7 protein-coding genes and 1 tRNA gene are annotated in these 14,730 nt (G+C 68.2%); 1 reads left to right on the top strand and 7 read right to left on the bottom strand.

Going from position 1 to position 14,730, the window contains the following annotated elements:
• Positions 1-223: 223 nt before the first annotated feature.
• Positions 224-1,108: a DnaJ C-terminal domain-containing protein gene (locus AC1Q5B_RS17300; RefSeq protein WP_492632707.1), complete on the bottom strand. Its 885-nt coding sequence runs from the start codon at positions 1,106-1,108 to the stop codon at positions 224-226.
• A gap of 129 nt (positions 1,109-1,237) precedes the next feature.
• Positions 1,238-1,681 (bottom strand): Hsp20/alpha crystallin family protein, encoded by a 444-nt coding sequence (locus AC1Q5B_RS17295; RefSeq protein WP_492632706.1) that lies wholly within the window; start codon positions 1,679-1,681, stop codon positions 1,238-1,240.
• A gap of 146 nt (positions 1,682-1,827) precedes the next feature.
• Here AC1Q5B_RS17295 and AC1Q5B_RS17290 point away from each other — a divergent pair, with 146 nt between their 5' ends.
• The gene (locus tag AC1Q5B_RS17290) at positions 1,828-2,307 is read left to right on the top strand and encodes a peroxiredoxin (RefSeq protein WP_492632705.1); all 480 of its coding nucleotides are present in this window, start codon (positions 1,828-1,830) and stop codon (positions 2,305-2,307) included.
• A gap of 124 nt (positions 2,308-2,431) precedes the next feature.
• On the opposite strand, the gene pbpC is transcribed toward AC1Q5B_RS17290, so the two are convergent.
• The 5 genes from pbpC to AC1Q5B_RS17265 all read right to left on the bottom strand — a co-directional run bounded on the left by pbpC (position 2,432) and on the right by AC1Q5B_RS17265 (position 14,686).
• A complete protein-coding gene (gene pbpC, locus AC1Q5B_RS17285; RefSeq protein ID WP_492632704.1) occupies positions 2,432-4,783 on the bottom strand; it encodes a penicillin-binding protein 1C in 2,352 nt (783 codons plus the stop codon).
• 142 nt (positions 4,784-4,925) lie between these two features.
• Positions 4,926-9,821: an alpha-2-macroglobulin family protein gene (locus tag AC1Q5B_RS17280; protein WP_492632817.1), complete on the bottom strand. Its 4,896-nt coding sequence runs from the start codon at positions 9,819-9,821 to the stop codon at positions 4,926-4,928.
• Positions 9,822-9,959: 138 nt separating this feature from the next.
• Positions 9,960-12,650, bottom strand: coding sequence for a DNA gyrase subunit A (gene gyrA / locus AC1Q5B_RS17275; protein ID WP_492632703.1), 2,691 nt, complete (start codon positions 12,648-12,650; stop codon positions 9,960-9,962).
• 278 nt (positions 12,651-12,928) lie between these two features.
• Positions 12,929-13,003, bottom strand: a tRNA-Val gene (locus AC1Q5B_RS17270).
• Between the two features lie 60 nt (positions 13,004-13,063).
• Positions 13,064-14,686, bottom strand: a complete 1,623-nt coding sequence (locus AC1Q5B_RS17265; RefSeq protein ID WP_492632702.1) for an FMN-binding glutamate synthase family protein — start codon at positions 14,684-14,686, stop codon at positions 13,064-13,066.
• Positions 14,687-14,730 lie beyond the last annotated feature (44 nt).

Raw genomic sequence — 14,730 nt, 5'->3', positions numbered from 1 at the left:
AGCCCTGTCGTACGCCGCGCCACCTTCGGGTGGCGCGGTCGTTTCCGGAGCGGCAATGCGCCCGGAGACGGCGGGTTTTCCACAGGAGATGTGGATGGAGGCTGCACGAAACTGTGGATAACCATCGCGCGCCCTTGCGCCGCCACGCTGTCAAGACGGATGGCGGATTTTTAGCCACCCCCGTACGACGCGCCGTCCAGCATCGCCGATTGCGGTACCCGCGTCAGGCGCCGAACGCTTTGCCGAGCGCCGCGTAGGCGTCGCGCTGTTCGTCCGTCTCCGCGCGCGGCGCGGTGACCTCGAGTTCCACGATCTGGTCGCCCGCCGGCGTCCCGGGCAGTCCACGACCACGCAACCGCAGCTTGCGGCCGGAATCGGAATCGGCGGGGATTTTCAATTCCACCTCGCCGCCCAGCGTCGGCACGCTGAGCGTGGCACCGAGCGCGGCCTGCCACGGCGTCAGCGCCAGCACGTGGATGATGTTGCGGCCATCCACCTCGAACTGCGGGTGCGGTGCGTATTCCACTTCCAGCAGCAGGTTTCCGCCCTGGGTGCCCTGCCCGGCGAGCCGGATGACCTGGCCGGGCTTGACGCCTTTCGGGACCTTCACGTCCAGCTGCTTGCCGTTGACGTTCACCCGCACGCTCCCACCGTCGTAGACCGCCTGCAGCGGCACGGCGAGCTTGGCGCGCGAATCGCGCGACGGTTGCGGTCCACGGGGCGCACCGTGCTCCGGGCGTGCCCGCCGGCCGAACAGGCCCTCGAAGAAGTCGCTGAATCCGCCGCTGCCGCCGCCCGCGCCACCGAAGATCTCCTCGTAGTCGAAGTCCTGCGCACCGGGGCCGCCGCGCCCGAAGTCGGGCGGCGGCCGGAACTCTTCGCCCGGCCGGTAGCCGCGCGCGCGCAACTGGTCGTAGGCCGCGCGCTTCTGCGGATCGCGCAGCGCTTCGTACGCCTCGTTGACGGCCTTGAACTGGTCTTCCGCACCCGCTTCCTTGCTGACGTCGGGATGGTACTTGCGCGCCAACCGGCGGTAGGCGGTCTTGATCTCCGCATCGCCGGCGCCGGGTTCCACGCCCAGCACCGCGTAATAGTCCTTGAACTGCATGGAATCTCCGCAGACGGATACCGCGCCGACGCACGGCATCGGAAAAAGAACGGCCCGCGACGCGGGCGCCACGGGCCGATTCTATCGCTACGCCCGTGGCCCTGCCGTGTTCCGGCAGGCCCGGCGGGGTCACTGCACCTGGATGCGGCGCGGGGTGGTTTCCGGCTTCTTCGGGATGTCGATCTGCAGCACGCCATGCTTGCCGGTGGCGGTGATGCCATCGGGATTGGCGCTGTCCGGCAGCGAAAAACGACGGTAGAACGTGCCGTGCACGCGCTCCATGCGCGAATAGCGGCCGCCGTCTTCCTTCTTCTCGGATACGCGCTCGCCGCGCAGGGTCAGGATGCCCTTGTCCATGTGGATCTCGATGTCCTGCGGGTCCACGCCGGGAATGTCCGCCAGGATCACGAACCGGTCGCCGTCCTCGCGGATGTCGACGCGGGGGGCCCACTGGCTGGTCACGACGTTGGACTGGTCCGCGTCGGCTTCGCCCAGGAAGCGGTCGAAGACCTGCTTGATCTCGTCCTGCAGGCCGCGGGTGTTGCCCCAGGGGTTGTACTGCACGATGCTCATCTTGGTGTCTCCTCGGAAGGGGCGCCACCACGGCGGCGCCGATGGCCGGAAAAATAGGCGCGCGGCCAACCGTTTCAAGGCCGTGACGGCGTCACCACACGGGCGCGCTACACTGGATTCAGTTTCCATCCAGACAAGGCAACACCATGAGCATCCAGATCGGCGAGCGCATCCCCGAAGTCACCCTCAAGCGCATCCGCGACGGCGTGGAGACGGTCGACACCGCCGCCCTCTTCGACGGCCGCAAGGCGGTCCTGTTCGCCGTGCCGGGCGCCTTCACGCCGACCTGCTCGGAAAAGCACCTGCCCAGCTACGTGCAGCATTTCGAGGATTTCCGCAGCCGCGGCATCGAGGTCTTCTGCGTGTCCGTCAACGATCCGTTCGTCATGCAGGCCTGGGGCAAGACCCAGCACGTGCCCGACGGCCTGCAGATGCTGGCCGACGGCAACGCCGACCTGGCCAAGGCGCTCGGCCTGGAGATGGACGCCAGCGCCTACGGCATGGGCGTGCGCGCCAAGCGCTTCGCGCTGTACGCGGAAGATGGCGTGGTGAAGAACGTGTTCGTCGAAGCGCCGGGCGAGTACAAGGTTTCCGGTGCGGAACACGTGCTGGAGCAGATCGGCTGAGTCAACGCGCCCCGCGTCTCGCTTTCCTGCAGGAGCGCCTTCGGGCGCGATGCCTTTCGACTGTTCCACTGACAGGCTTCGCGGGCATGACCCGCTCCTGCAAACGTACGCCGACCGTGTCGGCCTATCGCAATACGGTAAAACGCACCCGCGCCCACGCGCCGGTGTCGGCCAGTGCGGTGAGCTGGTGCTCGCCCGTTTCGGTGAAATCCTGCTGGAACGCCTGCGCACCCCGCGTCTCCGCGATCCAGCGCCCGTCCAGCAGCCACTGCACGCGCGTACCGGTGCCGAGCGCACGGAGCTGCAGGCGCACGCCGTGCTCGCTGCCCGGCGCGCGGGCCAGCGTGGCGAGATCGTTGAGCCCGTCGATGCGCAGTTCTTCGACGGCATCGCGGCCGTCGGGCAGGCAATCCGGGGACAGCGGCGGCAGGCGCGATGCCGCCCGTTCGCGCTGCGGCAACCAGGGCGATGCCAGCGCCGGCCAGCGTGCGATCTCCGCGCTGCGCACGTCGTGCGGTCTCGCGCACTCGCCGGAGAGACGCAGGCCGCTGCGCGCATCCACGTCGAAACGTTCAAGGCCCGCACTCCACAGGCGCGCGTCGCGCTCGGCGAACGTCGGCGGTATGTTGCCACCGAGGGTCCATGCATCGCGCTTGCGTTGGCACAGCGTCGGTGACGCTGCTTCCGCCGACGTACCCAACGGCCAGCAGATTGTGTGTTCGACCACGCCATCCGGCGGCGGTACAGGCCCCGCATCGCCCTGCGCGCGAGGCAGGCTGTCGATGACTTCGAACATCAACGGCAGCGCGGTGACCGCGCCGTACTGGCCGGGCAGCGGCGTGCCGTCCGGCCGCCCCACCCACACGCCGACGGTGTAGCGGCGCGTGCTGCCCAGCGCCCACGCGTCGCGGAAGCCGTAGCTGGTCCCGGTCTTCCAGGCCACGCGGGGACGGTTGCCGGTATCGAGCACGCCGCTGCCGTAGCCCGGCCGTGGGTGCGCTTCCAGCACCTCGCGGATGATCCACGCGGCGCCGGGCGACAGCAGGCGCCTGTCCGAGGCCGGATCGTGCGAGGTGTAACGCACCCGCCCCGACAGTCCGCCGCGATTCAAGCCGGCGTAGGCACCCACCAGGTCTTCCAGCCGCGCGCCCGTACCGCCGAGGATCAGCGACAGGTTGGGCTGCGCGCCGCGCGGATAGCGCAACACCAAGCCGTTGTTCGCCAGCCGCGCGGAGAAGCGCGCCGGACCGACGCGGTCCAGCAGGTCCACCGCCGGCACGTTGAGCGACAGCCGCAGCGCATCGGACGCGCTGACCGGACCATTGAACGCGGCATCGAAGTTGCCGGGCCGGTAGCCGCCGAACGACTGCGGCGCATCGACCAGCAGGCTTTCGGAATGGATCAGGCCGTCGTCCAGCGCCAGCCCGTACAGGAATGGCTTCAAGGTGGAGCCCGGCGAGCGCCACGCCTGCACCATGTCCACATGCCCCAGCCGTTCGCGATCGCCGAATGCGACCGAGCCGACATAGGCGCGGGCTTCCATCGTGGCGTTGTCGACCACCAGCAACGCGGCGGACGTGCGTGCCGGCAGCGTGGAGAAATAGCCTTGCACGCGCTCCTCCAGCGTGCGCTGCAGGCCGGCGTCGAGGGTGGAGGTGATGCGCGAGGCGCGTGGCTGTTGCCGGCGCAGGCGTTCGGCCAGCAGTGCGGCGCTCAATGGGGCCTGCAGGCTGCGCGCGACGACCGGCTCGATGCGCGCATCGTCGACCTCGTCCCTGGTCCAGACACCGAGATCGGCCATGCGCTGCAGTACCTTGTCGCGCGCGACGCGTGCCGCATCGGGCTGGCGGTCCGGGCGCAATCGGCTCGGCGATTGCGGCAGCACCGCCAACAGCGCAGCTTCGGCATGCGAGAGCCGCGCTGCCGGCTTGCCCAGATACGCCCAGCTCGCCGCGTCCACGCCTTCGATGATGCCGCCGAACGGCGCACGTTCCAGATAGAGGGTCAGGATCTCGCGCTTTGACAGGTGCACTTCCAGTTGCACCGCGCGCAGCATCTGCTTGGCCTTGCCCCACGGCGTGCGCGAGTGGCGGTCGAGCATGCGCGCGACCTGCATGGTCAGCGTGGAGCCGCCGGACACCACCCGCCCGTGGCGTGCGAACTGCCCGGCCGCACGCGCCAGCGCCCACGGATTGACGCCGGGGTGCTTCCAGAACCAGCGGTCCTCGTAGTTCAGCAGGGCCTGCAGATAGAGCGGCGACACCGTCTCCGGAGAGGCGGGATAGCGCCAGACGCCGTCGCGATCGGCGAACGCGCGCAGCGGCGTGCCGTCGCGCGCAACCACAAGCGTGCTGGTATCGCGGATCTTCGGTAGCGGTGGTGGAAAGGCGACATCGAGGACCAGCAGCGCGACGAGCACGGCGACGGTACCCCAGCGCAGACAGCTCAACAGCGTGGGGAAACGTCGCTTTCGCATCGAGGCTTGTCGCGCTGCGTATGGTCGTGGGGGCGACGTGAGTCGCGATGAGACGCTACCGTCCCTCTGTCGCGACGCGCGTCGCTCCCTCGGCGACCATGGATCCGGCCCCTTCTCCCCGCGTGCGTGGAGAAGGAACGCCTCACGGCTGCACCACCGTGATCGTCGCCGGCGACGCCTTGCCGACGCCGCGGATGTCCGGGCGGTACATGTCCTCCACCAGCGACGGCGGCACGGTGTACGTGCCCGGCGTCACCGCCCGCACCAGGTAGAACACCTTGGCGGTGCTGCGACGGTCGAGCTTCAGCGCGGCCACGTAGCGGTCGTCGCGGAACTCTTCGTGCTTGACGTCCGCCGCACCACCGCGGTCGCTGATCGAGATACCGTCGACCACGACCTCGGCCCATTGCTTGGCATCGCCGAGATTGAAGTTCTCGATCTCCAGGCCGGCGGGCAGCAGGTCGGTGAACAGCGCATCCGGGATCGCGACGTTGGCGGTGATGCCGACGCGCACGATCAGCGCCTCGCCTTCCTTCAGCGCGCCGCCCTTCCACTCCTGGCCATCGGTCGTGTAGTAGCGGCGCTCGATGCCGATCTGGCGATCGTCGGGTGCCGGCGCACTGCGCGGGATGCCGGCCACGTCCAGCGATGCGTACAGCGGCGGCGAACCTTCGGGCGTGAAGCGCAGGCCACGCGCCAGTGCCGCGTGATCGACGCTGCGGCCGAACAGGCGCACCGGCGCGATCGCTTCCGCCTCGCCGCCGATGCTCCACTGGCCGGAGACCAACTTCTGCTGGTCGACCATCAACGCTTTGCCCAGCCGTGCCAGCGCCACCTGCTCCTGCGTGCTCAGCCACATCCAGCCGCTGTTGCGGCGGGCATCCAGCTCACGCCCCAGCGAGATCGCACGGCGGTCGTACTCCGCCTTGGCCAGCTTGCGTTCGTGCACCAGCGCGATCATCAGCGCATCGTCGCGCAGTTTCGTCCCGTAGTCGCCGAGGTACTCCGGACGGTCGCCGGTCTTGGCGAAACCCTCGGCGATCGCCTTCGCGCCGCGCGTCCTGTCGCCCTGCAGCGACAGCGCGATGCCCAGATGCACCAGCGGCAGACCGGTGAGCGTCTTGCCGCGCTCGTTGTCGTACAGCGCACGCAGCGTGCCCAGCGGCGCGCGGTTGACGCGTGCGAGCACGTAGCCGGCGTAGGCCTGGTTCGCGAACTTGAGGTGGTCGCGGCGGTCGTAGCCGTAGAACTGCGCGCCGCCGGCCAGCAGATCCTCATTGAGGCGGGTCAGCGCCTTCTGGAGCACGGTGTCCGGCACGGCGAAGCCGCCTTCGCGCGCGTCCAGCAGGAACTCGGCGATGTACGGCGTCAGGCCCGGGTTGACGTAGTCGTCGTCGCCCCACATCGAGAAGTGGCCGTTCGCCACCTGCATCGACGCCAGTCGTCCGAACGCGCCTTCCATGCGTTCGCGGCGTTTCTTCACCTCCAACCCATCGATGCCGAGCAGCTTGGCCGTCGCGTCATCCAGCTCCAGCGCGGCGTAGCCCTTGCTGGTGGTCTGCTCGGCGCAGCCGTACGGATACTCCAGCGCGCCCTTCAACGCACTGGCGAACGGTATCGGCGGCAGCGCGCTGACCGTCATGCGCGCGGTGACCGAGCCCGGCATCAGGCCATCGGCGAAGCCCGCGCCCATCTCGACCGGCGCCAGGCTGTCCAGCACCTGCGTGCGCGAGCGCAGCACCGCCGGCCAGCCCGCCCGTACCGGGACGTCGTAGCGGCGGTCGACCTTGAAGCCGTTGCCCTCCACGCGCACGCGCACCTGGGCGGTGGTGTAGCCCTCGCCCGCGGTGATCGGGAACGTCAGCGTGCGCTTGGCATCGACGGACAGCTCGGCATTCCTGCCGCCTTCGCCGATGCTGAGCGGGCCTTCGCCGTTCACCAGCACCTTGAACGCGCCGGCCTTGCCGGTGAAGTTCTGCACGTCCAGCGTCACCGTGCTCTTGTCGCCCGGCGCCAGCACGCGCGGCAGGCTGGCTTCGGCCACGATCGGCGCGCGGACGACGGTTTCGCGGTCGCGGTTGCCATAGCGGGTATCTGAATAGACCAGCGCCGATACGCGCAGCGTGCCGTTGAAATCCGGCACCTTCAGCGCGACGCGCGCGTTGCCCTTGCCGTCCAGCTTCACCGGTCCGGAGAACAGGTCCACCGTCTGCACACGCGAGGTCGGTCGCTTGGCCTGCGGCAACGCGGCCAGCGCCATGTCGCCGCCGAAGCGCATCTTCGCGCTGCCGCCCTCGAAGCTCTCGATCACGCGGCCGTAGATGTCGTAGGCGTCCACGCCCAGCCGGCGCTGGGCGAAGAACTGCGCGTTCGCATCCGGCACGGGGAAGCGGGTGATGTTGAGGATGCCCACGTCCACCGCGGAGACGGTGACGTGCGCCGTGTGTCCCGCGAGTTCGGGCACGCTGACCGTGACCGGCAGGTTCTGCTCGGGGCGCATCTGCTTCGGTACCGACAGGCCGACGGCGACGCGACGGTCGCGACGGTCCATCGGCACGTGCGCAACGCCGACGGCGCGCGCGGGCGTGATCTTGCTCGGCGCCGAGCCGCCGCGGAACACCAGCGCGGTGACGTAGACGTCGTGCCGCTCCCAGTCCTTGGTCACGGGGATTGAGAACGTGCTGCCCGGCTTGGCGTCGATCGCCTGCACGTACAGCATGCGGTCGCTCTCGACCATCAGAAGGCCCTTGCCGGCATGCGGCGGCGTGACGGTGACCTTCAGCGTGTCGCCCGCCTTGTAACCGGTCTTGTCCAACGCCAGCTTGACCTTGTCGGGGCGCGCGTCGAGGCCTCGGTTCTGGTCGTCCCAGCTCCAGCCAGCACGGAACGGATAGCGGGTGGTCAGGCCGGTGGCCGGGTCGAACACGTCCAGCCGGTACTCGCCCCACTCCACGGGGAAGTCGATCTTCGACGCGCCCGCGCCGACGTCGAGCGCGCGCGTCTCCTTGTTCTCGAAGCGACGGGTGAAGTCGTAATCCCAGCCGCCGTCGTCGGAATGGTTCCAGTGATAGTCGCGCAGCTCGCGTACCAGCGTGGCCTTCAGCCGCTTGCCGGGCTGCGGCTTGCCGGCCGCATCCACGCGCACGACTTCGAAGCCGGCGTTCGCATTGGCATCCGCACCCTCCTTGTCGTCGAACAAGGGACGGATGCCGACCAGCGCATCGGCCGGCCACAGCACGCGCTTGAGCGTGCGGTTCACGGTGCGGCCGCCGGTCTCGTAGACGCTGGCCGACACGATCGCGGCGATCGTGCTGCGCGGCTTGGCTTCCGCCGGCAGCGCGATGTCCTCTTCCAGCACGCCGTTGTCGGCCAGCGTGGTGTCGATGACGTCCTTGGCCTCCTTCGGCAACTCCATCGTCGGATCGCCGAAGAAGTAACCGGGCAACTGCTCCAGCGGATGCTGTTCGACCGCCACCGCCAGCTTGGCGGTGAAGCGGTTGCCGCTGGCCGGCGCGCCGTACAGATACGCCGCCGTGGCCTTGAGCTTGAGCGGCTGGCCGGGTTTCAGCACCGGCGCCGCGTCCAGGTCCAGCTTCATGCGCTCGGGCAGGAACTCCTCGATCCGCAGCGTCATGCCCTGCACCGCGTCCTTGCTGGCCGGATCGGTGCGGAACTCCACCTGCCAGCGCCCCGTCGGCGCCTCCACCGGAATCGCCTGTTCGAAGCTGAAATAGCCCTGCGCGCCCGGTTGCAGGCGCGTCTCGCGGAACACCTTGCCGTCGGGCTGCTTCAGGCGCAGGAACACCGGCTGGCCGCCGCCCTGCTTCGGCGCCGGTACCGGCTTGCCGTCGTTGTCGCGCAGCAGTGCGGAAATGCGCACCGTCTCGCCGGGACGGTACAGGTCGCGTCCCGACCAGGCGAACACGTCGAACCATGCCTGTTCACGGCCCGCCACCGCGAACTCGGACAGGTCGAGCGCCGGCTGGTTGAACGGCAGCATCGAGATGTCCTTGCCGCGCGTGGCGACCAGCACGTGGCCCGCGTCGAGCGTGTAGTTCAGCAACGCATTGCCGTTGCCATCGGTCTTGCCGGCCAGGATGGCTTCGCCGCGGGCATCCAGTACCTTCAGCTCGACGCTGCCGGTCGCCGAACCGTCCCGCAACGAGGCGGTGTGGACGAACAGCTTGTCCTTGTAGGTGCGCGTGTGCAGGCCGATGTCGCTGACGGTGAAGAAGGCGGTCTCGAACTCGCCGGCGAACTTGCCGGTGCGCTTCATCACCGCGAAGTACAGGCCGGGATCCTGCAGTTCACGGATGTCCTGGATGGGCAGGTAGGTCAGTACGCGTTCGTTGGGCTTGCCGCCCAGCACGAAGCGGTTGAGGTAGACGGGGTCGGCCAGCTTGCCCAGCGGCGTGCTGTCGCCGTACTCGCTGTCCAGGTCCCAGCTGCCGCGGCGGCCGCCACGCTGGTACTCGGCGAAGAACTTGGGCAGCTGCTTTTCGGTGACGCGGAGGAATTCGACGTCCACTTCCGGCACGTTGATCGACACCACCGGCAGGCCGCGGCTTTCGCGGGCCGGCAGCACGCTGCCCTGCGACGCGAAGCCGACCGCCGGATCGAGTTCGCCGGTATGCACCTTGTGCGTGTCGTCCTTGCCCAGGCGCGTGCCGTCGGCGGCGGACAGTCCGGCCTTCAGCGTAACCTCGTAATCCTTCGCGGCTTCCACCGACGGGAAGCGCAGCACCAGGCCCTTGTCGTCCAGCACCCAGCTGCCCTTCACCGCGGCACCGTTAGCGTCCTTCACCACCAGCAGCGTGTCGAAGTCCTGCGAACTCACCAGCGGACGGCTGAACTCCAGCGCGATGGCCAGGTCGCCGTCGTGCTGGTCGGGATAGGCGCCGACCAGGGCGAAGCCTTCCACCTTGGCGGCCTGCGCCTTGATGGGATCGCCGCTGGCTTCGGGCAGTTGCCCGGACTCGTTGCGCTTGCAGCCGGCGAGTGCCGTCGCTGCGATCAGGCCAATAAAAAACGCGCGCATCCAGCGACTGCGCGCGTTCCGGGTGTTGCGACGTGCCGATCCCATGTGCCGTTCCCTGCCGTGGTCGTACCGGCAGTATAGAACGCAGGAAAGAAAGTGGCGGGGTCACGACACCGCCACGTTGATGCAGACCGGCGGTCAGGCTTCCGGCGGCGTTTTGATCGCTTCCGGCGCGGCCGGCGACGCTGTCACGGCGCCGTCGACCACCTCGTCCTCATCCAGCGACGCATCCAGGCGCTCCACCGCCTGCAGGGCTTCGCCATCGGACAGGCGCATCAGGGTGACGCCCTGGGTGTTGCGGCCGACCTGCGAGATCTCCGCCGCGCGGGTACGCACCAGCGTGCCGCCATCGGAGATCAGCAGGACCTCGTGGTGGTCGGACAACTGGATGGCACCGACCAGACGGCCATTGCGCTCGGTGGTCTTCAGCGCGATCACGCCACGGGTGCCGCGACCCTTGCGGGGGTAATCGGCTACCGGCGTGCGCTTGCCGTAGCCACGCTCGCTGGCGGTCAGGATGTCGCCGTCGCCATCGACGACGACCAGGCTGACCACTTCGGAGCCGGCATCGGCGATGACCGCCGTGGCCTCGCCATCGGCGGTTTCGCCGTCGTCCTGCTCGCCTTCGACGTCCGCCTCGGCGCCTTCGGCCAGGCGCATGCCGCGCACGCCGGTGGCGGTACGGCCCATGGCGCGCACCAGGCTTTCGGAGAAGCGCACAGCACGGCCGTTGGAAGCGAACAGCATGACGTCGCGCTCGCCATCGGTCAGCGCCACGCCGACCAGCGCATCGCCCTCGTCCAGGTTGATCGCGATCTTGCCGCGCGCCAGCTTGAAGGCGAACTCGGTGAGCGGCGTCTTCTTGACCGTGCCGTTCTTCGTCGCGAAGAAGACGAACTTGCCGTCCTCGTAGTCGCGCACCGGCACCACGGCCTGGACCTTCTCCCCGGGTTCCAGCGGGATCCAGTTGATGATCGGACGGCCGCGCGCGTTGGAGCCGGCTTCCGGCAGCTGATACACGGGCAGCCAGAACACCTTGCCGCTGCTGGTGAACGTGAGCAGCGTGTCATGCGTGTTGACCAGCCACAGCTGGTCGATGAAATCCTCTTCCTTGGTCGCCGCCGCGCTGCGGCCACGGCCACCGCGCTTCTGCGCGCGGTAGGCGCTGGCCGGCTGGCGCTTGGCATAACCGGCGTGCGACAGCGTGACCACCATGTCTTCCGGCGCGATCAGGTCGAGGATGTCCAGGTCTTCTTCGCTGTGGCGGATCTCGCTGCGGCGCTCGTCGCCGAACTCGGCCTTGACGTTCAGCAACTCGTCGCGGATCACCTGCAGCAGCACATCCGGATTCTCGAGGATGCGGATCAGGCCGGCGATGGCCTCCAGCAACTGGCGGTATTCCTCGGTCAGCTTTTCCTGCTCCAGGCCGGTCAGGCGGTGCAGGCGCATCTCCAGGATCTGCGTGGCCTGGGCCTCGCTGAGCTGATAGCGGCCGTCGACGAAGCCGATCGTGGCGGGCAGGTCTTCCGGCCGTGACGCTTCGGCGCCGGCGGCGGCGAGCAGCGAGCCGACCAGGCCCGGCTCCCACGTCTTCGCCAGCATGCGCTCGCGCGCTTCCTGCGGGTTGGCCGACGTCTTGATCAGCTCGATCATCTCGTCGATGTTGGCGAGCGCGACCGTCAGGCCTTCCAGGATGTGGGCGCGGTTGCGCGCCTTGCGCAGTTCGAAGATGGTCCGGCGGGTCACCACTTCGCGGCGATGGCGCACGAAGGCTTCCAGCATCTGCTTCAGGTTGAGCAGCTGCGGGCGGCCATCGACCAGCGCGACCATGTTGATGCCGAACACCGATTCCATCGGCGTCTGCAGGTACAGGTTGTTGAGGACGACCTCGGCCGACTCGCCGCGCTTGACCTCGATGTAGATGCGCATGCCGTCCTTGTCGGACTCGTCGCGCAGCTCGCTGATGCCTTCGAGCTTCTTTTCCTTCACCAGCTCGGCGATCTTCTCGATCAGCCGCGCCTTGTTCACCTGGTACGGGATCTCGGTGACGATGATCGACTCGCGGCCGTTGTCGTCGTTGACCTCGATGTCGGCCTTGGCGCGCATGCGCACGCGGCCGCGGCCGGTGCGATAGCCGGCGATGATGCCGGCGGTGCCGTTGATGATGCCGCCGGTGGGGAAATCCGGTCCGGGGATGTACTGCATCAGCCCGTCGACATCCAGTTCCGGATTGTCGATCAGCGCGATCAGGCCGTTGACCACTTCCGACAGGTTGTGCGGCGGGATGTTGGTGGCCATGCCCACCGCGATGCCGGCCGAACCATTGACCAGCAGGTTCGGGAAACGCGTCGGCAGGACCGTCGGCTCCTGTTCCTTCTCGTCGTAGTTGGGCTGGAAATCGACGGTTTCCTTGTCGATGTCGGCCAGCAGCTCATGGGTGAGCCGGGCCATGCGCGCCTCGGTGTAACGCATGGCCGCGGCGGAGTCGCCATCGACCGAACCGAAGTTGCCCTGGCCATCGACCAGCATGTAGCGCAACGAGAACGGCTGTGCCATGCGCACCAGCGTGTCGTACACCGACTGGTCGCCGTGCGGGTGGTACTTACCGATCACGTCGCCGACGATACGGGCGGACTTCACGTGCGGCTTGTTGGCGTGGTTGCCCAGTTCGTTCATCGCGAACAGGACGCGCCGGTGGACGGGCTTCAGGCCATCGCGGACATCCGGGAGCGCGCGCCCCACGATCACGCTCATCGCGTAATCGAGATAGCTGCGGCGCATCTCGTCTTCGAGGTTGACGGGGATGATTTCCTTGGCGGTATCGGCCATTCGGGTTCCGTGTTTCTCAGGTTGTCTCGGGTCGGAATCGAGGCCAAAACGGACCTAGCCGGCGTGGGCCGGCGAGGCAGTGACAGGCGGGGATTCCGACGGGTTCTGCAGCGTGCCGAGTGTACCACAGACCGACCGTTTCGGCCTGAGAAACAAGCACTTATGCGCTTGCCCGCCGCATGTGGCGAGGAACGGTCCGGGAAGATGCGCGGCACTCCCCGGGCGGCCGGGCGCCGGATACGAAAAAGCCCGGCCGGGGCCGGGCTTTTCGCTGGAACTGGTGGGCGGTACAAGTTTCGAACTTGTGACCCCTGCCGTGTGAAAGCAGTGCTCTACCGCTGAGCTAACCGCCCGAAATCATCGGGGCGCGAATGATAGCCGCGGACCGGGGGGGCGGTCAACGCATCCGCAGGTCAGCGGTCCTTGGTGTCGCACAGCGCGCTGACCCGGCGCGGCGGCGCGAAACAGTCGCTGCGCGCGTCAGGCCAGAAGTCGCGGAACACCGCGTGCGCAGGCACCCGGTCCAGCAGTTCGCCAGGCTCCAGGAACTTGTACAGCGCGGCCAGCGAACGCACCTCGATCGGCGAAACGCGCCGCAGGATGTGCTCCGGGCCCAGTTGCTGCGGATGCTCCAGCCCGGCGGCGCACAGCATGTCGCGCAGCGCCTTGAGCGTGTTGTCGTGGAACTGCTGCACGCGCACCGACTTGTCGGGCACGTCCAGGTGCTTCCAGCGCGCGGGGTCCTGGGTGGCGACACCCGTCGGGCAGCGGTCGTTGTGGCAACTCTGCGCCTGGATGCAGCCCAGCGCGAACATGAAACCCCGCCCCGCGTTGCACCAGTCCGCCCCCATCGCCATGGTGCGGGCGATATCGAACCCGCTGATGATCCTGCCCGCCGCACCGATCCGGATGCGGTCGCGCAGGTTCAGGCCGACCAGCGTGTTGTGGACCAGCAGCAGCGCCTCGTGCATCGGCACCCCGACGTGGTCGATGAACTCGGCCGGCGCGGCACCGGTGCCGCCCTCGGCGCCGTCCACCACGATGAAATCCGGCAGCAGGCCGGTCCCGTGCATGGCCTTGGCGATGCCGAACCACTCCCAGGGGTGACCGATCGCCAGCTTGAAGCCGGTCGGCTTGCCGCCCGACAGCTCGCGCAGGCGGGCGACGAACTGCAGCAGTTCGACCGGCGTGGAGAACGCCGAATGTTTCGCCGGCGACACGCAGTCGTGCCCCATCGGCACGCCGCGCGTGGCGGAAATCTCCGCGCTGACCTTGGCGGCCGGCAGCACGCCACCGTGGCCGGGCTTGGCGCCCTGCGACAGCTTCACCTCGATCATCTTCACCTGCGGCGAATGCGCGTTCTCGACGAAGCGCGCCTCGTCGAAGCGGCCCTGCCCATCGCGGCAGCCGAAGTAACCCGAGCCGATTTCCCACACCAGGTCGCCGCCCTTCTCGCGGTGATACGGGGAGATCGAGCCCTCGCCGGTGTCGTGGTAGAAGTTGCCTCGCCGCGCGCCTTCGTTCAACGCGCGCACCGCATTGGCCGACAGCGAACCGAAGCTCATGGCCGAGATGTTGAACACGCTCGCCGAATACGGCTGGGCCGTCTCTGCACCGATCACCACGCGGAAATCGTGCGAATCCACGCTCGCGGGCGCCATCGAATGGTTGATCCATTCGTAGTCCACACCGTAGACGTCCTGCTGGCTGCCGAACGGCACCACGTCGCTGACGCCCTTCGCACGCTGGTAGACCAGTGCGCGCTGCTGGCGCGAGAACGGCACTTCCGCCGTGTCGCCTTCGATGAAGTACTGGCGGATCTCGGGGCCGACCGATTCCAGGCCATAACGGAAATGCGCCAGCACCGGATAATTGCGGCGCAGCGTGCTGCGCGATTGCAGCACATCCCAGGTACCGAGCAGCGCCAGCGCACCGAAGACCGCTACGCCCCACCATGCCGCCGACCACGTCAGGGCCAGCCACAACGAAGCGAGCGCCAGCACGATGCTGCTGGCATAGGCGAGGTAACGCTGCATCGGCAGTCTCCCGTGGGCCAGCGCCGATTCTAAGCCATGGCCTG

Source organism: Pseudoxanthomonas sp. GW835-FHT14C01, assembly GCF_058793715.1.
This window is presented reverse-complemented; position numbering and strand designations above follow the sequence as displayed.